This window comes from Pseudomonas sp. PDM15 (genome assembly GCF_014851565.1).
GTDB lineage: Bacteria > Pseudomonadota > Gammaproteobacteria > Pseudomonadales > Pseudomonadaceae > Aquipseudomonas.
The window spans coordinates 1-22,136 of sequence record NZ_JACVAA010000007.1; the positions used below are offsets into that span (position 1 = coordinate 1).

The window sequence follows — 22,136 nt, forward strand, 5'->3', positions numbered from 1 at the left end:
GAAGGTTGTGCAATATCTGGCGCAGGTCTGTGCAGGGGCTTGCGCAGGGCGCCGGAGGCCCGTGAATCGGGTGCTGGGGCGGGGCTGACAAGGGGGCGGCGAGGCGAGTGTGCAAGGAGTTGCGCAGTGCGAGAGTGCAGGTGGCGGGGCGGTCCCGGATTGCATCCGGGCTACGGCTCCGGAGTGCAGTCAGAGCTCCTCATCCCGGCCCTCTCCCGGAGGGAGAGGGTGCGTAGGCGGGTGAAGCCGCGCCAGGGCAGGCTGACTCAGGACGAGCAGCTGATTTCCAGATGCTTGCCCCATTCTGGTGGGCGCTCGGTGTAGCGCTGCATGCCGGGCTGTTCTTCAAAGGGGCGCGAGAGTACCGCGTGCAGCTCGCGCACCGGGGCGTAGTCGCCTTGCTCGGCGGCGCTGATGGCGTTCTGCGCCAGGTAGTTGCGCAGCAGGTAGAGCGGGTTGACCGCGTGCATGCGTGTGCGTCGCTCGGCCTGATCACCAGTCTCGCCGGCAGCCCGTGCCTGATATTCCAGGCCCCACTGATCGAAGCCGGCGAGGTCGACGAAATCCTCGCGCAGCGTCTTGATGGCATCGGCCGGCGCCCGTTCGCCGAGGCGGCGGAAGAACAGGTTGTAGTCCACCGCGCTCGTCTGCATCAGCTGCAGCAGGCGCTCGACCAGCGCGGCATCGCGCTCGTCGGCAGTGGTCAGGCCGAGGCGGCGACGCATCAGGTCCTGGTAGTGGGCCTGGAACAGCGGCAAGAACAGGCCGAGGCTCTCGCGCAGCTGTTCCACCTCGACGAAGGGTGTCAGCGCCTGGGCCAGGGCGGCCAGGTTCCAGTGGGCGATGGGCACCTGGTTGCTAAAGCTGTAGCGGCCGGAGTCGTCCGAGTGGTTGCAGATGTGGTTGGCGTCGAAGTCGTCGAGGAAGGCGTAGGGGCCGTAGTCGAAGGTGATGCCGAGGATCGACATGTTGTCGCTGTTCATCACTCCGTGGCAGAAGCCATAGGCCTGCCATTTGGCGATCAGCTCGGCGTTGCGCTCGACGATCTCGCGGAACATCGCCGCCCAGGGGTTCTCCGTCGTCAGGCACTCGGCGAAGTGGCAGGCAATTACATGTTCGCCCAGCTCCTTCAGCCGCTCGTGCTGGTTGGTGTAATAGAAGTACTCGAAGTGGCCGAAGCGCACATGGCTGGGCGCCAGGCGCAGCAGCATGGCGCCGCTCTCCTGGCGCTCGCGCCACACCGGCGTGCTCGAGCCGGTCACGCACAGGGCGCGCGACGTGGGGATTCCGAGGGCATGCATGTATTCGCTGGCGAGGAATTCGCGGATCGAGCTGCGCAGCACGGCGCGACCGTCGCCCATGCGCGAGTACGGCGTCTGGCCGGCGCCCTTGAGGTGCAGGTCCCAGTGCTCGCCGGCATCGTTGACCACCTCGCCCAGCAGCAGGCCGCGGCCATCGCCCAGGCGCGGGTTGTAGACGCCGAACTGGTGCCCGGAATAGACCATGGCGCGCGGCTCGGCATCGCTCCACAGCTTGTGCCCGGCGAACAGCTGGGCGAACACCTCGCTGTCGGCCTCGGCCGGGTTCAGGTCGAGCAGGGCCATGGCCGCCGGGCTGGCCACCACCAGGCGCGGCTCGTCCAGCGGCTCGGGCAATACCTCGGTGGAGAAGGCGTCGCCCAGGCGGGCGAAGCGGTTGTCGAACTGCAGCGCGTCGAGAGTCTTCATGGGCTCAGCTTGTCACGGGCACGAGGCCCTGGGGAAATCGCCGGGACGGGTGGTCCCGGCGCTTGAGCGTCAGCGCGGCGGCTGTTGCGGGGCGGCTTCCTCGGCGTCGGCTGGCTCCGGGTGGGCAGCGGACTTGCGGCTGAAGACCACGTCCATCTTCGGTGTCGAGGCGATGTTGATGTCGTTGTCCTGGAACAGCTGGTCGATGCGCCGGTTCAGCTCATCGGTGGCCAGGCCGCGGTCGCCGAGCTCGCGCACGTACACCTTGAGCTCGTGCTCCAGGGTGCTCGCACCGTAGGTCTTCAACTGCACGTTGGGCGCCGGGTCGCGCAGCACGCGGCTGTTCTCCTGGGCGGCCTGCAGCAGCAGCTTGCGCACCAGCTCCAGGTCCGCGCCGCGGTTGACCGTATAGACCAACACTATGCGGGTGACGGTATCGGTCAGGGTCCAGTTGATCAGCTGGCTGGTGAGGAGGATCTGGTTCGGCACTATCACTTCCTTGCGGTCGCTGTCGGTGATGTGCGTGGCGCGGATGCGGATACGGTTGACCGTGCCGGTGACGGTGCCGATGGTCACCAGGTCGCCGATTCGGATCGGCCGCTCGAACAGCAGGATCAGGCCGGAGATGAAGTTGGCGAAGATCGCCTGCATGCCGAAGCCGATACCCACCGAGAGCGCGGCCACCAGCCACTGCAGCTTGTCCCAGCTGACCCCGAGGGTGGAGAGCGCGGTGACGAAACCGATGCCGGCGATAGCGTAGGACAGCAGGGTGGTGGTGGCGTAGGCGCTGCCCTGGGCCAGCCGCAGCTTGGACAGCACCAACACTTCCAACAAGCCCGGCAGGTTGCGCGCCAGAGCGGCGGTGATACCGGCGATGATCAGCGCGCCGAGCACATCGAGCAGGCTGATGGGGATCTGCGTGGCGGTGGCGCCGGTACCGGCAGAGTATTGGTACAGGTTGATCTGGTCGAGGTAGGCGAACACGCTGATCAGGTCGGCCCAGACCAGGTACATGCAGGCGAGGAAGCCGCCGAACAGAGCCAGGCGGATCAGGCGCAGGGACTGCTGGTTGATCTGGTCGATGTCCATCGCCGGCTCTTCGACCGTCACTTCGTCGCCTTCCTCGTTCTCCTTGGTCTGCGTCCGGCGCTTGGCCAGCACGCGGGCATAGGCAAGGCGGCGCGCGGCCACGGCCAGGCCGCGGACGAAGGCGGCCTCGATCAGCAGCGCCAGGATCAGCAGGTAGAGGGTGTTGATCAGGCGGTCGGTGAGCTTCAGCGAGGTGTAGTAGTAGCCGAAGGCGACGGCGATGATAAACGCCAGCGGCAGCACCGAGACACCGATACCGAGCAGCAGGCGGAGCGGCGAGGTCTGCTCGCGCATCGGCTCGGCCAGCAGCAGCTTGCTCAGGATCAAAGTCATCAGCGCGTAGCCGGTGAGCACCACGAGAATGCCGACCACGTCTTCGGCCAGGGCCTGCGGCTGATGCTCGGCGACGGTCACCACCGCCACCAGCGCCATCACCACCAGACCCAGGCGGCGTACCTGCTTGCTCAGCAGCGCCACCTGCGGTCGCGGCCAGCGGAAGTGCAGCTCGGCCACGCCGCCGGGAGAGAGGATGCGATACAGGGTGTAGAACACCAGCCAGGCCTGGGCCATCTCCAGCAGGGCGCTGCCGAGGGTGGCGTTCTGGCCGCGGGCGTCGATCAGCAGGGCCACCCCGCACAGGGTGAGGAACAGGGTCACCGGCAGGGCCAGCAGCACGTTGAGGAAGATCGCCATCGGCGTGTGCATCTGGCTGTCGCGCTTGTAGTGGCCGATGTCCTCGTGCAGCGCCTGCAACTTGGCATACAGCCAACTGCGGCGCCACAGCAGTCCGCCGATCAGCAGCAGCAGGGGAATGAATAGCCAGGGCCGGTCGACCAGGCCTGCACCCAGTTCGTGCACGCCGGAGCCCCAGGGCATGGTCTTCAGCTGGCGCTCCAGCAAATGCGGCATCTGCTGCAGCCAAGCCAGGTCGAGCGGCTTGTTGCTGGGAATCCAGAACATCTGCTCGTCCAGGGTGGCACGCAGGGTGCCGATCATTTCCTGCAGCTGTTTCTGGTTCAGCTGCAGGGTGATGGACTCGTTGAGCAGGGTGTTCAGCTCACGGTTCATGTGCTGCAGCAGGTCGTTGCGGGTGGTTGCCAGCTCCAGCAGGGTCTTGCGCAGCTCGGGGGTGACCTGCTCGCTCGGCTGGCTGGCCAGCAGGCCGTCGACATAGGCGTTGAGGTCGCCCAGCTTGTCGCGCTCCTGGTTCAGCTCGAACTGATACAGGCGGATATCGGCAATTTCGTCGGCCAGGTTGCGGTCCAGCTGCGGCTTGGGCAGGGCCTGCTTCTGCTGATAGAGGATCTTGGCCAGCAACAGGCTGCCCTTGAGCACGCTGACCTGCTCGTCCAGCGCCTGGGCGGCCTGGTTGACGCTGTCCAGCTGCTGCTTGGTCTCCAGGTTCATTCGGGTCAGCTGGTTGAGGCGCTCGGTGGCGCGCAGCAGGTAGTCGGAAATCTTCAGGTTGGTGGCGCTCTCCTGGGCCAGCAGGCTGTCCGGGGTGGCCTTCTCGGCCTCGCGGGAGAGTTCGGCGACGGTCTTCTCCGAGCTGACCCGGCGCTTGTCGCTGATCAGCGCCTGCAGGTCGAGGCTCTCCTGGTCCAGGCGGCGGATGCGCTCCTGCAGCAGCTCATGGCGGGCGCTGCCCAGGTCCTGCAGCAGGCTGTTGCCGGCCAGCTCCTGGCGGCGCAGCGAGGTCTGCGCCTCGAGGGCGGCCAGTTCGGCGTTGAGTTCGCCGCGGCGCTCGGCGGTCAGGGACTTGCCGGCTTCCTTGCCGACCTTGAGCAGATTGTTGATCTGCATGGCGCGGGTCTGGTTGGCGCTGATCTCGGCCTGGGCCCGCTCGGGGCGGGTCTGCGCGGTGATCAGCAGGCTGCTGGCCTCGGCCAGTTCCTGCTGCCAGCCGCTGAGCTTGCCGCTGCGCTCGCTGAGCTGCTGCTCCAGCTGCTCCACACTGGAGCGGGCGTAGCGGGTGGCGACGTTGACCGGCTGACCGGCCTTGAGGCGGGCCAGCTCGCGCTGGGCCTCGCTGGTCAGACGCGGCGCGTCGCGCAGCTGGACCTTCAAGGCATCGAGTTTCTGCAGGCTCTCGTCGCGGGCGGCGAGGAAGCTCAGGGTCTGCTCCAGTTGGGCCTTGATCTCGCTCTGCTCGGCTTCGGGCAACTTGCGATCGGCCAGGGACGCGAGGCTGTCCTGCACGGCCTTGGCCGCCGGTGGCTCGGCGGCGGCAGCGGGATGGGCGGCCAGGCACAGGCCGAGGAACAGGGTGGTAAAGAGGGAACGCAGAAGAGGCATGGTCGAGGGTCGTGAACGGAAATGCGGCTAATGATATGCCAGGCGCAAAGCGGACGCTGCCGCTCGCGTCACTTTCGCCCGGCCTAGAGGAAGAGTCCGGGCTTGGCCTGACCTTCGGGGAATCGGACGCCGACCTTGCGTACCTTGTTCCCTTCCATCAGGGCCACGGTCCAGGTCAGGCCATTCCATTCGACTTGGTCGCCGAGAATCGGCTGGCCGCCGATCTCGTGGGCGATGAAGCGTCCCAGCGGCTGGCTGCCGTCCTCCTCGCCGAGCTTGAGGCCATACAGGGCGGCGATCGCACTGAGCTGAGCATCGCCCTCCAGCACGAAGTCGCCGAAGAAACGCAGGTCGGCGCTGCGCTGCGGCGCCTGGCTGAACAGCTTGCCGAGGGCCGACAGGTCGTGCTCGTGGCCGACCACGCAGAGGATGTCGCCGGCGTCCAGGGTGGTACTGCCGGAGGGGTGCAGCAGCTCAGTGCCGCGGAACAGCGCGGCGACGCGGGTGCCTTCCGGCATCTTCAGCTCGCGCAGCGGCGCGCCGATGCACCACTTCTCCGCACCCAGGCGGTAGATGAACAGCTCCCACTCGCTGGTCGGGTGGATTTCCAGGCCGGCGCGGGAGATCGGCGCCGGCTCCGGCGGTACGGTGACACGCAGCAATTTGGCCGCCAGCGGCAGGCTGGCGCCCTGCAGCAGCAGGGAGACCAGCACGATGAAGAAGGCCAGGTTGAAGTACAGCTGCGAGTGCTCCAGGCCGGCCATCATCGGGAACACGGCGAGAATGATCGGCACCGCGCCGCGCAGGCCGACCCAGGCGATGAAGATCTTCTCGCGGTCGTGGAAGGCGCGGAACGGCAGCAGGCCGATCACCACCGACAGCGGGCGGGCGAACAGAATCATCCACAAGGCCAGGCCCAGGGCCGGGATGGCGATGGGCAGCAGGTCATGCGGCGTCACCAGCAGGCCGAGCACCAGGAACATGCCGATCTGCGCCAGCCAGGCCATGCCGTCGAGCATGTGCAGGATGCTGTGGCGCGAGCGGATCGGCCGGTTGCCCAGCACCAGGCCGCACAGGTACACGGCGAGAATGCCGCTGCCGTGCAGGGCATTGGTCAGGGCGAACACCAGCAGGCCGCCACTGACCACCAGCAGGGGATAGAGGCCATTGGGCAGGTTGATGCGGTTGATCAGCTGCAGCAGCAGCCAACCGCCGCCGAGGCCGAGCAGGGCGCCGATGCCGAACTCGCTGAGCAGGTGGCCGAGAAAGGCGATGCTGATCTCGCTCTGGCCCTTGGCGAGCATGTCGATCAGGGTCACGGTGAGGAACACCGCCATCGGATCGTTGCTGCCGGACTCGATTTCCAGGGTGGCCGTGACCCGCTCGTTGAGGCCCTTGCCGCCGAGCAGGGAGAACACCGCGGCGGCGTCGGTGGAGCCGACGATAGCGCCGATCAGCAGGCCCTGCATCAGGTTCAGGTCGAACAGCCAGGCGGCGGCCATGCCGGTCAGGCCGGTGGTGATCAGCACCCCCACCGTGGCCAGCGACAGCGCCGGCCACAAGGCCACGCGGAAGCTGGAGACCCGTGTGCGCAGGCCGCCGTCGAGGAGGATGATGGCCAGCGCCAGGTTGCCCACCAGGTAGGCCATCGGGTAGTTGCTGAAGCCGATGCCGCCGGGACCGTCGACGCCGGCGACCATGCCGACGGCGAGGATGATCACCAGGATCGGGATGCCCAGGCGCGAGGACACCGAGCTCACCAGAATGCTTGCGCCCACCAGCAACGCGCCGATCAGGAACAGGCTATTGATGGTGCTGGCGTCCAAGGGCGTACTCCGGGCGAATGAGGCGAGGGGCGACGCTCCAGGTTCTGTTCACGTGCGATCGCGGCCGCGGGGGGAGGCGTCAACAGATCCTAAGCAGAGATCATGCCGGATAATAACCTGCCGCTTTGCTCTCCTGTCAAAAGGAAACGCCCCTCATGTGCGGGGCGTTCTTTTGTAGCTGAATCAGCTGTTTAGCTGCTGATGGCCGGGCTTGCTATTGCATAGGGTGGACGACGCTCTACGCGGGATAGCTGTGGGGCATAACCGGCACCTTGCAGGTTCATGCAACCAGGTAGCCCGGACTTCAGTCCGGGGGCGCGCGTCCAGTTCCCGGACTGAAGTCCGGGCTACCAGGGCGTGCAGTGAGGTGTTCTGCTACAGGAAAAAAGCCCCGCATGTTCGCGGGGCGGGGAAGAGTAAAGCGTCAAATCAGAACCAGGCGTCCTGCATGTTCAGGCAGGTGTCGTCGCGCGCTTCGAGAATGTTCAATTCGTGCTGGCAGCTCGGCACTTCCCAGGTCAGGAAGAAGCGCGCGGCCTGCAGCTTGCCCTGGTAGAAGTCGACGTCGGCGGCGTTGCCCCCGCCCTTATGAATCAGGGCCAGCCCCTCTTCGGCACGAATCGCCTGTTCCAGCCAGCGCCAGCCGATCACCGCGTGGCCGAAGGCCTTGAGGTACAGCGCCGAGTTGGCCAGGCCCTGGTTGACCTTGCCGGTCAGCAGGTCGCCGAGCAAGGCCAGGGTCACGCCGCCGAGGCGCTGTACCAACTGCTCCAGCGGCTGGCGCAGACGATTCAACGACTCGAAGGCTTCGGCACGCTGGCAGGTGTCCTGGATCAGCGCCATCAGCTGCTTGAGCGCGGCGCCGCCGTTCATCGATACCTTGCGGCCCAGCAGGTCGAGCGACTGGATGCCGTGGGTGCCCTCGTGGATCGGATTGAGGCGGTTGTCGCGGTAGTACTGTTCCACCGGGTATTCGCGGGTGTAGCCGTGGCCGCCGAGCACCTGGATGGCCAGCTCGTTGGCCTTGAGGCAGAACTCGGACGGCCAGGACTTGACGATCGGGGTCAGCAGATCGAGGAGCTCCAAAGCCTTCTTGCGTTCTTCCTCGCTTGGCATGGTCTGGGTGTCGTCGAACAGGCGGGCGGCGTACAGGCCAAGGTCGAAGGCACCTTCCACGTAGGCCTTCTGGGTCAGCAGCATGCGCCGCACATCGGCGTGCTCGACGATGGAAATCTGCGGGCTGCTCGGATCCTTGCCATCGGCGTGGCGGCCCTGCGGGCGGTTGCGCGCATAGTCCAGCGAGTACAGGTAGCCGGCGTAGCCGAGCATGATGGCGCCCATGCCGACGCCGATGCGCGCCTCGTTCATCATCTGGAACATATAGGACAGGCCATGGTGCGGCTTGCCTACCAGATAGCCGACGCACTCGCCGTTGTCGCCGAAGTTCAGCGCGGTGGAGGTGGTGCCGCGCCAGCCCATCTTGTGGAACAGGCCGGCCAGGGTCACGTCGTTGCGCTTGCCCAGCGAACCGTCGTCGTTGACCAGGAACTTCGGCACTATGAACAGGCTGATGCCCTTCACCCCGGGTGGGGCGTCCGGCAGCTTGGCCAGCACCATGTGCACGATGTTCTCGGAGATCGGCTGGTCGCCGCCGGAGATGAAGATCTTGTTGCCCTTGATCCGATAGCTGCCATCGGCATGCGGCTCGGCCTTGGTGCGGATGTCCGACAGCGACGAGCCGGCGTGCGGCTCGGTCAGACCCATGGTGCCGAAGAAGCGGCCGTCGATGATCGGCTGCAGGAAGCGCTGCTGCTGTTCGGCGCTGCCGAAGGCCTCGATCAGGTTGGCCACGCCCATGGTCAGCATCGAATAGGAGCTGGTGGCGCAGTTGGCCGACTGGAAGTGGGCGAAGCAGGCCTGCGACAGCAGGTTGGGCAGCTGCATGCCGCCGGCCTCGAAGTCGCGGGTGGCGTTGAGGAAGCCGGCTTCGTGGAAGGCCTTGAGCGCCGGGGCCACCTCGGGGATCAGCACAGCGGCGCCGTCCACGTACTGCGGCTCGTGCTCGTCGTTCTTGCGGTTGTGCGGGGCGAACAGCTCCTCGGCGATACCGCGCGCGGTGCCGATGGCGGCATCGAAGGTTTCCCGATTGTGGTCGGCGAAGCGCTCGCGCTGGGTCAGGGCTTCGGCGTCCAGCACTTCGTAGAGTTCGAAGGCCAGGTTGCGGGAACTGAGCAGGGACTCGGACATGATCGTCTCCGGTGGGATCTTCTTGAAGTCTAGAGTCGTGAATAGAGGCCGCCTAGCAAGATTCATCGGCCTGATGCTGAGCTAGAAACTGTTCGCGTCGTCCCTTCGGGCTACAATTCGCACCCGCTCCAGGTTCTGCTTCAGGTAACGCGCCCATGAACTACCGCCACGCCTTCCATGCCGGCAACCATGCCGATGTGCTCAAGCACCTCGTCATCAGCCGCATCATCGCCCTGCTGTCGCGCAAGGAGGCGCCCTTCGCCTATCTCGACAGCCATGCCGGCGTCGGCCTGTATGACCTGCAGGGCGACCAGGCTACCCGCACCGGCGAGTGGCTGGAAGGCATCGGCCGGCTGTGGGATGCGCCGGACCTGCCCGAGGCGACCGCCGACTACTTCGGCGTGCTGCGCACGCTCAACCCGGACGGTGCGCTGCGCTATTACCCCGGCTCGCCCGAGCTGGCCAGCCAGCTGACCCGCGAGCAGGACCGCGTGCTGCTCAACGAGAAGCACCCGGAAGACGGCCAGCTGCTCAAGGACAACATGAAGGGCGACCGCCGCGTGGCCGTGCACCTGGGCGAGGGCTGGCACGTGCCGCGGGCCCTGCTGCCGGTGGCGGAGAAGCGTGCGCTGCTGCTGATCGATCCGCCGTTCGAGAAGGCCGACGAACTGGAGCGCTGCGTCACCGCGCTGGACGAGGCCATCGGCCGCATGCGCCAGACCGTGGTCGCCATCTGGTACCCGATCAAGGACGAACGCCAGCTCAAGCGCTTCTACCAGGGCCTGGAAAAATCCAGCGCCCCCAAGCTGCTGCGCGTCGAACTGTTCGTCCACGCCCCGGACGATGCCAATCGCCTGGCCGGCTCCGGCCTGGCCATCGCCAACGCGCCCTGGGGCCTGGAAGACGAGCTGAAACAGCTGCTGCCCTGGCTGGCCAAGAAGCTGGCGCAGAGCCAGGGCAGCTTCCGCCTGGACTGGCTGATTGCCGACTGACCGATCTTTACGGCCCGGTGCGCCCTAAGGCACCTCAGCTGGCGAGGCGCTAGCGAGGCATGGCTTGGTCGCGCAGTCGCGCGGCCAGTTCGGCCAGCGCCTGGTCCTGCTGCTGCAGTGCGCGGATGGCGTCGCTGGATATTGCCGGCGGAGCGGCGAGCGGGCCGCCCATCGTCTGCAGCAGATCACTCAATCGGCCGGCGATTTCCAGGGTGCGCTCCTGGCTTGCGCGCAGTGCCGCCAGGCTGTCGGCGATGCGCTGTTGCGCTTCCTCGCTGCTCTGCGCGCCGTCCTGGGCCAGTTGATTGGTCTGCGCGTCGGCCTGGCGCAGGGCCTCCAGCATCTCGCCCACCGTGCTGCGAATGGCCAGGGAAAAGTCGGTGGAGCGGCTGGACAGGGCGCGCACCTCGTCGGCCACCACGGCGAAGCCACGGCCGCTCTCGCCTGCCCGTGCCGCCTCGATGGCGGCATTCAGCGCCAGCAGATTGGTCTGCTTGGCGATGGAGTCCATGTCGGTGGTGGCGCGCAGCACGGTCTCGGCCTGTTGCGCGATGCCGCGCATGCCCTCGGCCAGAACGGCGGTCTGCTCGCGGGTCTGCCGCTGCTGGTCGAGCAGGGCGGCGAGTGCCTGGCGGGCCTGCGCCTCGTCGTCCGGCGCCGACATCGGCAACTCGGCCAGCAGGGCCTGGGCGCCGTGATTCTGCTGCCGCAGTCGTTCGTCCTCGGTCTGCCAGTGCCGCTGGGCGGCATCGTCGCGTGCCTGTAGATCCTGTTGCAGGCGTTCGAGCAACGCGCGTTGCTGCGCGCACTGGGCATCCAGCGCATCGGCCAGCGGCGTCAGCCAGGGCAGGGGTTCGGCCTCGCTCGGTCGTGGCTGCATCAACGCTCGCCAATGGGTGGCGGTGGCCAGCGCGGGCAGCAGACCGAAGCTCAGGCACACGCCGCTGAACAGGCAGATCCACAGCGGCAGGCCACCCCAGGCGCCCAGGCCGACCAGCAGCCAGGGCGACACCTGCAGCGCCACGGCAGCCAAGCTGAAGGCCTTCGGCGGAATCTCGTGGAGGTCGGAAAAGCGCGGGTTGTACATGGCTGGCCGGGTCTACTTCTTGTTTGGCGGCGATCGATCTGATCCGCTGTATCGGCAGCGGCGACGGTTCGCTGAGTTTAGGCGCGATTGTTCTGGCGCGGTCATCCGCACTAAGCGCTATTTTCCGCGCTGGCGCGGGTCGACGTAATAGGTGAGTTGCTGGCGCGGGTTCAGGTACTCCAGCGCCTCCAGAGGCAGCTGCGCCGGACGCAGGCTGCGGGCGATGGCCAGCCGGGGCTCGTGCTCCAGGTTGACGATCAGCGCCTCGGCCTTGGGCACACTCGGCTCGTAGAGAATCAGCGTCGGCTTCAGCGGCAGGCTCGGGTGCATGGCCAGCACCAGGGCGTAGCGCTCGTCCTCCAGCTGCACCAGGCTGCCCGGCGGGTACACGCCCATGCAGCGGATAAAGGCCTTCAGCGCCACCTCGTCGAAGCGCTCGCGCTGCTGCTTGAACATCAGCGTCAGCGCCTCGTGGGGGCTCAGACCGTCGCGCGGGTTGAGCGGGTTGCACAGGTTGTCGAAGGCGTTGGCGATACTCACCACCCGGCTCAGGCGGCCGATGGCCGCCTCGCGCAGGCCCTTGGGATAGCCGCTGCCGTCGCAGTATTCGTGGTGCTCCTGGATGATTCGCAGCACCTCGTCGTCGAGCATCAGCTCGCGACCGCGGCGCACGCCGAAGTCCACGTGCAGCTGCAGCAGCTGCTGCTCGGGGCGGGTCAACGGCTCGGCCTTGAGCAGTACTTTGCTCGGCACCTCCAGCTTGCCCATGTCGTGCAGCAGCGCGCCCAGGCCCAGGCTGTGGCAGGCCTCGGAGTCGTAGCCGAGCTGGCGGCCGAGCATCACCGACAGCACGGTGACGTTGAGCGGGTGGAAGTAGGCGTCGTCGGCGGCCTTGCCGTTGATGCTGTGCAGCGCCGCGCCATCCTCGCCGAGCAGCGCCTCGACCAGCTCGCGCACCACCTCGCCGGCCAGCTTGATGGCGTCTTCCGGCTGATTGCGCAGGGCCTGGTTGAGCGACTTCACCCGCTGGCTTGCCTGCACGAAGGTGCGGTCCACTTCGGCCAGGCGCTTGCGCAGGGCACCGAGCTTGGCCGCGCGGGCCTGGCGTGCCTGTTCCTCGGGGCTGGGCTTGGGCGGCTCCTCGGCCTGCTCCTGCGGCTCGGCGGGTTGCAACGCCAGGGGCTGGCAGTCGCTGCGCGCCGGCTCGTAGCGCAGCTGGCTCAGGCCCAGGCCGCGCAGGGCCTGGAGCTGGCCCTCGTCCTTGATCTTGAAACTGCTGAAGGCGAAGTTGTGCTCCCACCAGCTCAGGTCCAGGTGGATATAAAGACCCACGCACAGCTGGTCGGGGGAGATGAGCTTGGTGACTGCGGGCATGCGGGTATCGAGTGTTGCTGGCCTTTTGCTGGCAGTCTAGCGCCTTGCCGCCGGGCTGGCAGCCGCTGTCAGGGTATTCGTGTCAGCTCCGTCTCGACTTCGGCCGCCCAGGCCAGCCAGGACTGTTCGCCGAGAATGCCGCGACGCAAGGTCAGGTACGGTAGGCGCAGCGCGTCGCGCTGTTCGGCGGGCAGGGCGTGGTAGTCGCGCTCGATGCTCAGCAGGCTGTCCAGGGTCTTGCGGTGCACGGCCACGTGGCGGCTCATTTCCTCGCGCAGGTTGTCCAGCGAGGTGTGGGCGCCGGCATACAACTTCACCAGCAGCGCATCGTTGATCTTGTTCGGCTGCACGGGCTCGCCCAGCCAGCGCAGCAGCTCGGTGTGGCCGGCGGGGGTCAGGCGATAGATCTTCTTGTCCGGGCGGGTCTCCTGCGCCTCCGCCTCGAACTCCAGCCAGCCGGCCTCGTTGAGTTTCTTCAGTTCTAGATAGACCTGCTGGTGCTTGGCGTTCCAGAAGTAGCCGAGGCCATCCTTGAAGCGCTTGAGCAAGTCGTAGCCGCTACCGGGTTCGCTTTCCAGGAGGATAAGGATGGCGTGCTTGAGCGACATGAACGGGCTTCACCGGCTGGCTGGGAGATGCGCGGCAGTATACGGATTATGCAAAAAGTTGCATGGTCGGCAGGTGCTGTCTAGTATGCAAAAAATTGCATAGCGACAATAACGCAGGAGCCCTCCATGAAACGCACCGGTACCCGCTTGCGCTCGCGTCTGGTCCGCGACGACTACGACGCCATCATCATCGGCTCCGGCATCGGCGGCCTGACCACCGCCGCGCTGCTGGCCAAGCTCGGCAAGCGCGTGTGCGTGCTGGAGCAGCACTACACCGCCGGCGGCTACACCCACAGCTACGAGCGCGAAGGCTACGAGTGGGACGTGGGCGTGCACTACATCGGTGAGGTGCACAAACCCTGGTCGGCGATCCGCCGCATCTTCGACGTGATCAGCGACGGCAAGCTGGAATGGGCGCCGATGGATGCCCGCTACGACCGCATCGTCATCGGCGACAAGACCTACGACTACGTGGCCGGCCGCGAGGAATTCAAGGCCGAGATGAAGCAGCACTTCCCCGGCGAAGCGACGGCCATTGACCGCTACGTGGAGCTGCTCAGCGACGTCAGTGCACGGGTGCCGCGCTTCTTCGCCGGCCAGGCCCTGCCGCGCTCGCTCGGCATACTCTACGCCAAGCTGCGCCGCCTGTGGCTGCCGGCCTATTTCTTCAAGAGCACCCGCGAAGTGCTCGAAGGCCTGACCCAGAACCAGGAACTGATCGGCGTGCTTACCGCCCAGTGGGGCGACTACGGCCTGCCGCCGGCCAAGGCGGCGTTCGTCATGCACGCCATGGTGGCCAAGCACTACATCACCGGCGGCAACTACCCGGTGGGCGGGGCGATCAAGATCTCCGAGACCATCATCCCGACCATCGAGGCGGCCGGCGGCCATGTATTCACCTACGCCGGGGTCGACAAGATCCTGGTGGAAAACGGACGCGCCGTGGGCGTGCGCCTGCAGAAGGACGGCCTGGAGATCCGCGCCCCGCAGATCGTCAGCTGCGCGGGCCTGGTGCCCACCTACACCCGCCTGCTCGATGCGCAGGTGGCCAGCGAGCACGGCTTGCTGGCGCCACTGCAGAAGGTCGAGCTGTCCGCCGCCACCTTGTGCCTGTATGCCGGCTTCAAGGGCAGCGCCGCCGAGCTGGGCCTGCCGAAGACCAACTACTGGGTCTACCCGACTCATGATCACGACCACAACGTCAGCAGCTTCGAGAGCGGGCATAACCCGGCCATGCCGCTGATCTACATCAGCTTCCCCTCGGCCAAGGACCCGGCCTGGGATGCCCATTACCCGCACAAGGCCACGGTGGAAATCGTCGCACCGACCCTGCCGCAGTGGTTCGCCCAGTGGAAGGGCACCACCTGGGGCAAGCGCGGCGCCGAGTACGAAGCGTTCAAGGCCCAGCTCACCGAGCAACTGCTGGAAACTCTCTACAAGCACCAGCCGCAGCTGCGCGGCGCTCTGGACTTCTGCGAGCTGGGCACGCCGCTGTCCACCGAGTGGTACCAGTGGAATGAGCAGGGCGAGATCTACGGCATCGACCACACGGTGCAGCGCTTCGACCAGCACTGGATCCACAGCCAGACGCCGATCAAGGGCCTCTACCTGACCGGTGCCGACACCGTCACCGCCGGGGTTGGCGGTGCGCTGATGGCCGGGGTGATGACGGCGACCCGCATGCTCGGTTGGCGCGGGTATCGGATTGCTGCGATGTTGAAGAACTGGAGGTCGGCGGCCCAGGAAGGCTCGGGCGCCGAGGTGGCTGGCTAGATAAGGGTGGCCGCGTATGCCTGGCATGCGCGGCCGGAAGAGCTTACTCGGCGGCGCCGGTAATGCTGATGGTGACCTGGTCCCCCGGGTTGACCTGCAGGCCAGCCTGCTTGCAGTCGAACAGGGTCGCCGTGCTCTTGCGCACCAGGCGCTGGCCGCTGGTACGGTTCAAGCAGGTGTAGCTGACAGGTTTGACACCGACGGTGCTGACGCCCATTGGCGTTACCAGGTTGTAGCTGAGCTGACCACGCAAGGCCGGCGTGGCGCCTTCACAGTGCTGTTCGAAGCTGGCATTGATGCCGGTGACCACGCCCTCAGAGTCGTAGCTGACCTCGAAGATATCGAAGCGGCCGGTCAGCGTATTGCAACCGCGGCCGCTGCCGGAGAAGTCCAGGCCTGGCGCATTGGCAGCCTGGAATGGCCAGCGGGTGGCGGCCAGGTAACTGCCTGGCTGCAGCTGGGCATTGCCCGGTGCGGCCAGGTTCAGGCTCCACCAGGCGCTGCCGCTCTCGATATTCAGGGCGATGCCGTTGTCGTAATTCTTGCTGTAGCGGAAGGTGGCGTTGGCATCGGTATAGAGATAGCTCTTGCCCTGGCCGATGTAGTCGCCGGCGTCGCTCTTCAGGGTCAGGCGCGTTTCGGCGCTGGTGGCGCAGCTGGCGGCCAGCAGCAGGCAGGCGAGGGCGGGTTTGAAGACGTTCATGCAATGTCCCTTTGCTAGATGAGGAGGAGTGATGGCTGGCCCCCGACTCCATTCTGGGTGGCCTGCACGGTGGCCAGATTAGCCGATTTCCGCCTGCCTTCCGGGCCTGATGCCGGGAATGTGATCGCCGCCTGGTCCTGCCCCAATAGTCAGATTCGGTATCCGCCGCTGTGCGCCGAGGTTCGTCTTTCCACGCAAAGCTATGTCCGGCGCTAGACCGTCACGTCTATCGCATTGCCCAAGTTTGGCGGATTGCTCGGTGGAGTGACCTGCGGAATGGCCTGGATCAGGCCGATGGCGCTGGCGGCCTGAATATCCAGGGACTTTCTCAGCAGCATCAGCGAGGCGGTTGCCGAGGCCTGTGCCGCGTTGGCATTGGAAACGGCGCTGGCGATATTGCTCAGGTCCATGACGGGTTCTCCTGAGGAGATGGCTCTACCGGGTCGACCGGTAGAGCGTGGCGAAGGTTCCGCCACTCAGACCGGCAGGCACACCCCGGTACCGCCCAGCCCGCAATAGCCGCCTGGGTTCTTCGCCAGGTATTGCTGGTGATAGGCCTCGGCGTAGTAGAAGGCCGGCGCGTCGGCGATCTCGGTGGTGATGGGGCCGAGACCGGCCTTTTCCAGTTCGGCCTGGAACTGCGCCTGGCTGGCTTCGGCGGCAGCGCGTTGGGCCGCGTCCAAGCAATAGATGGCCGAGCGGTACTGGGTGCCGATATCGTTGCCCTGGCGCATGCCCTGGGTCGGGTTGTGCGCTTCCCAGAACACCTTGAGCAGTTGCTCGTAGCTGGTCTGCTGCGGGTCGAACACCACCAGCACCACCTCAGTATGGCCGGTCAGGCCTGAGCAGACCTCTTCGTAGGTCGGGTTCGGCGTATGGCCGCCGGCGTAGCCCACGGCGGTGGTCCACACGCCGGGCTGTTGCCAGAAGCGCCGTTCGACGCCCCAGAAGCAACCCATGGCGAACACCGCCTGCTGCAGGCCGGCGGGGAAGGGTGCCTTGAGCGGGTTGCCGTTGACATAGTGGGCGGCGGGCACCGCCATGCTCTCGGCACGGCCGGGCAGGGCCTGTTCGGCGCTGGGCAGTTCGAGTTTGTGGGCGAGGATTTGCGAACGCAGAACCATGATCTGTTCCTGTGCTGTGACGGACTGGGGATAGCTTACTCCGCTGGGCGGGCGGTTGAAGCTGAGGGATAGACGCGTATCGTGAAGCTGGATTACAGCGCAGGCCTGCCGTTGGTCGGCTGGGCGAGGTTCAGGCGCCGCGGCAGGGGTAGCGGCGCAGGCTGTCCACCAGGTCGCGGCCGGGAATCGGCCGGTCGAACAGGTAGCCCTGGCCGACGTCGCACAGCTGACGGCGCAGGAAGCCGAGCTGGGCGGCGGTCTCGATGCCTTCGGCGACCACCTTGAGCTTGAGGTTGTGGGCCATGGCGATCACCGCGGAGGTGATCTCCATGTCGTCCTGGTTCTCGGGAATGTCCTTGATAAAGCTGCGGTCGATCTTGATCACGTCGATCGGGAATTTCTTCAGGTAGCTCAGCGACGAGTAACCGGTGCCGAAGTCGTCCATCGCCAGGGTCAGGCCCAGGGCCTTGAGGCGCGCCACCTGTTGGCGGGTGGCGTCGTTGCCTTCGAGCAGCAGGCTCTCGGTCAGCTCCACTTCCAGCAGATGTGCCGGCAGCTGCTCCTCGTCGAGGATGGCGGCGATCGAGCCGACCAGGTCGGGGTCAGTGAACTGCTTGGCCGACAGGTTGATCGCCACCTGGATATCGCCCATGCCCAGGGCTGACAGCTCCAGGCTGGCGCGGCAGGCTTGGCGTACCACCCATTTGCCGATGGGGATGATCAGGCCGGTTTCCTCGGCGACGCTGATGAACTGGTCCGGGCTGATCATGCCCTTCTCCGGGTGCTGCCAGCGCAACAGCGCTTCCAGGCCGACCAGTTGCCCGCTCTTCAGGCACAGCTTGGGCTGGTAGTAGACCTCCAGCTCGTTCTGGGTCAGCGCGCGCCGCAGGTTGTTCTCGACGAACAGCTTGTAGCTGGCCTCGGCATTCAGCGCCTCGGTGAATAGCTGGACCTGGTGCTTGCCGTTGGCCTTGGCCTTGTGCAGGGCCAGGCCGGCATGCTTCATCAGCACGTGCGGGTCGTCGCCGTGCAGCGGTGCGCAGGCCAGGCCAACCGAGCCGGTGACGCTGATCAGCTGGTTGTCGACGAACAGCGGCTTGTCCAGGGTCGCCAGCAGTTCCTGGGCCAATTTGAGGCCGGCTTCCTGCTCGGCGCCGTCCAGCAGCACGGCGAACTCGTTGCTGGCGAAGCGCGCCAGGCTGGTGTTCTGGCTCAGACTGTTGCGCAGGCGGCGGGCCAGGTTGGCCAGCAGCTTGTCGCCGGTCTGGTGGCCGAGGCTGTCGTTGATCCGCTTGAAGTTGTCGATGTCCACCAGCAGCAGGCTGAAGGCCTGGCCGTCGTGGCGGGCGAAGCGCTCTTCCAGGCAGCGGATGAAATAAGGGCGATTACCCAGGCCGGTGAGGTTGTCGCTGTAGGCCAGGCGCTCGATGCGCTGCTGGGCCAGCTTGCTCTGGGTGATGTCTTCGTAGATGCCGATGTAGTGGGTCAACTCGCCGTCGTCGTTGTACACCTTGGAGATCGACAGCTGGCCCCAGTAAGGCTCGAGGTTCTTGCGCCGGCTGCGGAACTCGCCCTGCCAGCTGTTGCGCTCGGCCAGGCCGGCCTGGGCGTCGAACAGCAGGTCGCCGAGGTTTTCCAGAGCCGGCAGCTGGGAGATGCGCCGGCCCTGGATTTCCTCGGCGCCGTACTGGGTGATCGAGGTGAAGCTCGGGTTGACGTACTGCACCAGGCCGTCGCGGTCGAACAGCAGGAAGGCGCTGGCGCTCTGCTCCACGGCGCGCTGGAACAGGAACAGGGCGCTGGTGGCGTCGCGGCGCTGCTGGTTGCTCATGACCTGGGCGATCTGGTCGGCCAGCTCGCCAGCGAAGGCGATCTCGTCGGCCTGCCAGGTGCGCGCCGGGCCGATGTGTTCCAGGCACAGCACGCCGACCACTTCGCCACCGAGGCGGATGCTGGCGTCGAGCAAGGCGCTGATGCCCAGGGGCTTGAGGTAGCCGCGGGCCAGCTCGCTGGTGCGTGGATCGCGCTGGGCGTTGTGCGCGTCGATGGCGCGGCCGCTGTGCAGCGCCTCCAGATAGCGCGGGAACAGGCGAGCGTCGATGGTTGCCGGCATCTCGTGGCCGTCGATGTCGCGGCGGTACATGGCCACCGGCTCCAGTTGGTCGCCAATCAGATGCCAGACGCTGGCGCGGGCCACGTCATAGGTCTCGCAGGCGGCCTGGGTGATCAGCTCGGCGGCTTCCTTGAGCGGGTCCAGCGCGCTGTAGCGATGTCGCGCCAGGCGCACGATCAGGCTCTGCTGGGCGCGCGAGCGGATTAGGTGCTGCAGATGCTCTTCCTGGGAATGCTGGTACAGCTCCAGGGAGGTCTTGAGCTTGTTGTTCTGTTCTTCCAGCTCCTGCAGGCGCTGCTCGGCCAGGTTCTCGCCGGCCTCGGCGGTGACCAGCAGGTAGCCACGCAGCAGCAGGCGGCCGCGTTGCTGGAACGACTCGCCGATCTCCAGCAGGTGCAGGGCGCCGTTGGGTGTGTGCAGGCGATAACGCACCGAATAGTGCGGCGCCTTGCTCAGCTGCAGCTGGATCTCGTCGTGCAGCTGGTAGCGCGACTCCGGCTCCATCAGGCTGGCGTAGGGGCAATCGAGCAGGGCGCAGAGTTCGCCGGCGCTGACGCCGAGCTGGCGTTCGCAGGCGGGATCGAGGAACAGCAAGGTCCAGCTGGGCTCGTTGATACGCTCGAAGCGCAGCATTCCCAGGCGCGAGGGCACTGGCAACTGCGTCACAACCTCGGCTGCCGTACGGCTGGCGGCATCGGGATGGCTTTTCATCGAACGACGGGCTTCCTTATGCTGCCGCTTCAGGGCAGGCTTGGGACCCGTTGGCGCTCCAGTATGTGGGGCCGCCAGACGAGTTCACAGGTCTGTTACATCAACCAAGTGGGGCAAGGGTGCATCATGCGGCAGGGACTGACAAGAAGACTGAGCGGGTTATTGCTGATGCTGAGCCTGGGCGCGGGTGCCCCGGCGCAGGCCAGCGAGGCCCAGCTGAGCGGTGAGGAGCAGGCGCGTTATCTCGCCGAGCTGAAGCGACTGTATCTGACCAAGGACGAGCGCAAGGCGCTGCTGGCGCACAGCAACGCTCTGCTCGACACCTACGCCCTGCGCGCCGGCTACCAGCTGGGCAAGGCGCCGGCGCAGCGTAGCGACCTGCGCTACCAGCTCAGCGTCGCCGCCCCCGGCGAGTTGCTGGTGCGCCAGGAGACCCGCGCCGAGCAGACCAACAGCCTGGCGGTGAGCAACCAGCGCCTGTCGGTGTTCGGGCTCGACCCCTATATCCACTACGACTGTCCGACCAGCGGCATCACTTGCGTGCTGAACAATCCGGCCGACGGCAGCCCGTGGATCACCGTATTGCGCGATCACCAGGGCGCGGCCGACCTGGCCAAGGCGATCAGCTTCCTGATCCGCAACCTGCAGAAGAACTGATCCGCAGGCTGATGCAGAAAGCCCCGCTTCGGCGGGGCTTTTCTTTGCGCGATAAAAAAGCCCCGCCAAGAGGCGGGGCCGAGGAGTGAGGCGTCGAGCCTCCAAAGCACAGCTTGGTTCGTTACAGCAGCAGGGTGCGGATATCGCCCAGCACGTCGCCCAGGCGCTTGGTGAAGCGCGCGGCGGCGGCGCCGTTGATCACCCGGTGATCGTAGGACAGCGACAGCGGCAGCATCAGGCGCGGCTGGAAGGCCTTGCCGTCCCACACCGGCTGCATGGTCGCCTTGCTCACCCCGAGGATCGCCACTTCCGGTGCGTTGACGATCGGCGTGAAGCCGGTGCCGCCAATGTGGCCGAGGCTGGAGATGGTGAAGCAGGCGCCCTGCATGGCGTCCGGCGAGAGCTTCTTGGTGCGCGCCTTCTCGGCTAGCTCGGCGGCTTCGCCGGCCAGCTGCAGCAGGCTCTTCTGGTCGACGTCGCGGATCACCGGGACCAGCAGGCCGTCCGGGGTGTCCACGGCGAAGCCGATGTGCACGTACTTCTTGCGGATCAGCGCCTTGCCGCTCGGCGCCAGCGAACTGTTGAAGTCCGGCAGCTCCTTGAGCAGGTGGGCGCAGGCCTTGAGCAGCAGCGGCAGCACGGTCAGCTTGACGCCGGCCTTCTCCGCCACCGCCTTCTGCGCCACGCGGAAGGCTTCCAGTTCGGTGATGTCGGCACTGTCGAACTGGGTCACGTGCGGCACATTGAGCCAGCTGCGGTGCAGGTTGGCGGCGCCGACCTGCATCAGGCGGGTCATCGGCACTTCTTCGACCGGGCCGAACTTGCTGAAGTCCACTTCCGGGATCGGCGGGATGCCGGCACCGCCGCTGGCGCCGGCCGCTGGAGCATCCTTGGCCTTCTGCAGCATGGCCTTGACGTAGTTCTGCACGTCCTCCTTGAGGATGCGACCTTTCGGACCGCTACCCGGCACGGCGGCCAGGTCGACACCGAACTCGCGGGCGGTCATGCGCACAGCAGGGCCGGCGTGGACCTTGCTGCCGTCACGCACCGGCGCGGCCACCGCCGCGGCGGCGGCCGACAGCGCGGCGATGGCGCCGACTTCGGCGGCCACTTCAGGCTTGGCGCCCGGCGGCGTGCTATGCACGGCCGCTGGCGCAGAAGCAGCGGGTGTTGCGCCCGCCCCTTGTGGGGCGGCTGATGCCGCTGAGGCGGCGCCTCCCGCTACGCGGAGTTTGAGAATCAGGTCGCCGGTGCCGACTTCGGCGTCCAGCTTGACCAGCACTTCCTCCACCACGCCAGCAGCCGGCGAGGGGATTTCCATGCTGGCCTTGTCCGACTCGAGGGTGATCAGCGACTGATCGGCGGTAATGCTGTCGCCAGCCTTGACCATGACCTCAATGACCTTGACCTTGCTGCTGGTGCCGATGTCCGGCACATGCACGTCCTGCACGCTCTCGCTGGCGGCCGGAGCCGCGCTCGGCTGTGGCGCCGGCGCGCTGGGCGCCTCGGCCTCGTCGACGGCCTGGGTCGGTTTGCTCGGTACGGGAGCCGCGGCGGGCTCGGCGGCCGGGGCGGCGCCCTCGACCTCCAGCTCCAGCAGCTCGTCGCCGGTCTTCAGCTTGTCGCCCAGCTTGACCTTCAGGCTCTTGATCACGCCGGCCTTGGGCGAGGGCACCTCCATGGAAGCCTTGTCGGATTCCAGAGTCAGGATGCTCTGCTCGGCCTCGACGCGATCGCCGACCTTGACCAGCAGTTCGATCACTTCACCTTCGCCGCCGATATCGGGTACGCGTATCAACTCGCTCACAAT

Annotated in this window: 15 protein-coding genes; 3 read left to right on the top strand and 12 right to left on the bottom strand. The window is 66.5% G+C overall.

Going from position 1 to position 22,136, the window contains the following annotated elements:
- Positions 1-266: 266 nt before the first annotated feature.
- The 4 genes from selO to IB232_RS18645 all read right to left on the bottom strand — a co-directional run bounded on the left by selO (position 267) and on the right by IB232_RS18645 (position 9,184).
- Complete coding sequence (gene selO, locus IB232_RS18630; protein ID WP_192400082.1) at positions 267-1,727, bottom strand: protein adenylyltransferase SelO; 1,461 nt, start codon at positions 1,725-1,727, stop codon at positions 267-269.
- Between the two features lie 69 nt (positions 1,728-1,796).
- On the bottom strand, positions 1,797-5,111 hold the full coding sequence (gene mscK, locus IB232_RS18635) for a mechanosensitive channel MscK (RefSeq protein WP_192400083.1): 3,315 nt from the start codon (positions 5,109-5,111) through the stop codon (positions 1,797-1,799).
- Positions 5,112-5,194: 83 nt separating this feature from the next.
- Positions 5,195-6,937, bottom strand: a complete 1,743-nt coding sequence (locus IB232_RS18640) for a potassium/proton antiporter (RefSeq protein ID WP_192400084.1) — start codon at positions 6,935-6,937, stop codon at positions 5,195-5,197.
- Between the two features lie 429 nt (positions 6,938-7,366).
- Entirely contained in the window at positions 7,367-9,184 is a 1,818-nt protein-coding gene (locus IB232_RS18645; protein WP_192400085.1) for an acyl-CoA dehydrogenase, read from the bottom strand.
- A gap of 155 nt (positions 9,185-9,339) precedes the next feature.
- Here IB232_RS18645 and IB232_RS18650 point away from each other — a divergent pair, with 155 nt between their 5' ends.
- Positions 9,340-10,176 (top strand): 23S rRNA (adenine(2030)-N(6))-methyltransferase RlmJ, encoded by an 837-nt coding sequence (locus tag IB232_RS18650; RefSeq protein ID WP_192400086.1) that lies wholly within the window; start codon positions 9,340-9,342, stop codon positions 10,174-10,176.
- A gap of 49 nt (positions 10,177-10,225) precedes the next feature.
- Here IB232_RS18650 and IB232_RS23775 read toward each other — a convergent pair whose 3' ends face one another.
- From IB232_RS23775 to IB232_RS18665, 3 genes are all read right to left on the bottom strand, one after another.
- On the bottom strand, positions 10,226-11,263 hold the full coding sequence (locus tag IB232_RS23775) for a methyl-accepting chemotaxis protein (protein WP_318652291.1): 1,038 nt from the start codon (positions 11,261-11,263) through the stop codon (positions 10,226-10,228).
- A gap of 117 nt (positions 11,264-11,380) precedes the next feature.
- A complete protein-coding gene (locus tag IB232_RS18660; protein WP_192400087.1) occupies positions 11,381-12,637 on the bottom strand; it encodes an HD-GYP domain-containing protein in 1,257 nt (418 codons plus the stop codon).
- Positions 12,638-12,705: 68 nt separating this feature from the next.
- The gene (locus IB232_RS18665) at positions 12,706-13,245 is read right to left on the bottom strand and encodes a PadR family transcriptional regulator (protein WP_192400088.1); all 540 of its coding nucleotides are present in this window, start codon (positions 13,243-13,245) and stop codon (positions 12,706-12,708) included.
- Between the two features lie 126 nt (positions 13,246-13,371).
- On the opposite strand from IB232_RS18665, the gene IB232_RS18670 reads away from it, so the two are divergent.
- Positions 13,372-15,018 (top strand): phytoene desaturase family protein, encoded by a 1,647-nt coding sequence (locus IB232_RS18670; protein ID WP_192400089.1) that lies wholly within the window; start codon positions 13,372-13,374, stop codon positions 15,016-15,018.
- 43 nt (positions 15,019-15,061) lie between these two features.
- On the opposite strand, the gene IB232_RS18675 is transcribed toward IB232_RS18670, so the two are convergent.
- The 4 genes from IB232_RS18675 to IB232_RS18690 all read right to left on the bottom strand — a co-directional run bounded on the left by IB232_RS18675 (position 15,062) and on the right by IB232_RS18690 (position 19,669).
- Positions 15,062-15,721, bottom strand: a complete 660-nt coding sequence (locus tag IB232_RS18675) for a hypothetical protein (RefSeq protein WP_192400090.1) — start codon at positions 15,719-15,721, stop codon at positions 15,062-15,064.
- Positions 15,722-15,933: 212 nt separating this feature from the next.
- Entirely contained in the window at positions 15,934-16,131 is a 198-nt protein-coding gene (locus tag IB232_RS18680) for a YjfB family protein (RefSeq protein WP_192400091.1), read from the bottom strand.
- Between the two features lie 66 nt (positions 16,132-16,197).
- Complete coding sequence (gene msrA / locus IB232_RS18685) at positions 16,198-16,845, bottom strand: peptide-methionine (S)-S-oxide reductase MsrA (RefSeq protein ID WP_192400092.1); 648 nt, start codon at positions 16,843-16,845, stop codon at positions 16,198-16,200.
- Between the two features lie 130 nt (positions 16,846-16,975).
- The gene (locus tag IB232_RS18690) at positions 16,976-19,669 is read right to left on the bottom strand and encodes an EAL domain-containing protein (protein ID WP_192400093.1); all 2,694 of its coding nucleotides are present in this window, start codon (positions 19,667-19,669) and stop codon (positions 16,976-16,978) included.
- 168 nt (positions 19,670-19,837) lie between these two features.
- Between IB232_RS18690 and IB232_RS18695 the strand changes: the two genes are divergently transcribed.
- On the top strand, positions 19,838-20,326 hold the full coding sequence (locus IB232_RS18695; RefSeq protein WP_225592421.1) for a hypothetical protein: 489 nt from the start codon (positions 19,838-19,840) through the stop codon (positions 20,324-20,326).
- A 121-nt stretch (positions 20,327-20,447) separates the two neighbouring features.
- On the opposite strand, the gene aceF is transcribed toward IB232_RS18695, so the two are convergent.
- Entirely contained in the window at positions 20,448-22,133 is a 1,686-nt protein-coding gene (aceF, locus tag IB232_RS18700; RefSeq protein WP_192400095.1) for a dihydrolipoyllysine-residue acetyltransferase, read from the bottom strand.
- Positions 22,134-22,136 lie beyond the last annotated feature (3 nt).

Excerpts from the sequence above, each read along its gene's own strand:
- IB232_RS18650 (WP_192400086.1), top strand. The coding sequence starts at position 9,340 with ATGAACTACCGCCACGCCTTCCATGCCGGCAACCATGCCGATGTGCTC.
- IB232_RS18665 (WP_192400088.1), bottom strand. The coding sequence starts at position 13,245 with ATGTCGCTCAAGCACGCCATCCTTATCCTCCTGGAAAGCGAACCCGGT.
- msrA (WP_192400092.1), bottom strand. The coding sequence starts at position 16,845 with ATGGTTCTGCGTTCGCAAATCCTCGCCCACAAACTCGAACTGCCCAGC.
- IB232_RS18660 (WP_192400087.1), bottom strand. The coding sequence starts at position 12,637 with ATGCCCGCAGTCACCAAGCTCATCTCCCCCGACCAGCTGTGCGTGGGT.
- IB232_RS18695 (WP_225592421.1), top strand. The coding sequence starts at position 19,838 with ATGCTGAGCCTGGGCGCGGGTGCCCCGGCGCAGGCCAGCGAGGCCCAG.
- mscK (WP_192400083.1), bottom strand. The coding sequence starts at position 5,111 with ATGCCTCTTCTGCGTTCCCTCTTTACCACCCTGTTCCTCGGCCTGTGC.
- IB232_RS18680 (WP_192400091.1), bottom strand. The coding sequence starts at position 16,131 with ATGGACCTGAGCAATATCGCCAGCGCCGTTTCCAATGCCAACGCGGCA.
- IB232_RS18690 (WP_192400093.1), bottom strand. The coding sequence starts at position 19,669 with ATGAAAAGCCATCCCGATGCCGCCAGCCGTACGGCAGCCGAGGTTGTG.
- selO (WP_192400082.1), bottom strand. The coding sequence starts at position 1,727 with ATGAAGACTCTCGACGCGCTGCAGTTCGACAACCGCTTCGCCCGCCTG.
- IB232_RS18675 (WP_192400090.1), bottom strand. The coding sequence starts at position 15,721 with ATGAACGTCTTCAAACCCGCCCTCGCCTGCCTGCTGCTGGCCGCCAGC.
- IB232_RS18645 (WP_192400085.1), bottom strand. The coding sequence starts at position 9,184 with ATGTCCGAGTCCCTGCTCAGTTCCCGCAACCTGGCCTTCGAACTCTAC.
- IB232_RS23775 (WP_318652291.1), bottom strand. The coding sequence starts at position 11,263 with ATGTACAACCCGCGCTTTTCCGACCTCCACGAGATTCCGCCGAAGGCC.
- IB232_RS18670 (WP_192400089.1), top strand. The coding sequence starts at position 13,372 with ATGAAACGCACCGGTACCCGCTTGCGCTCGCGTCTGGTCCGCGACGAC.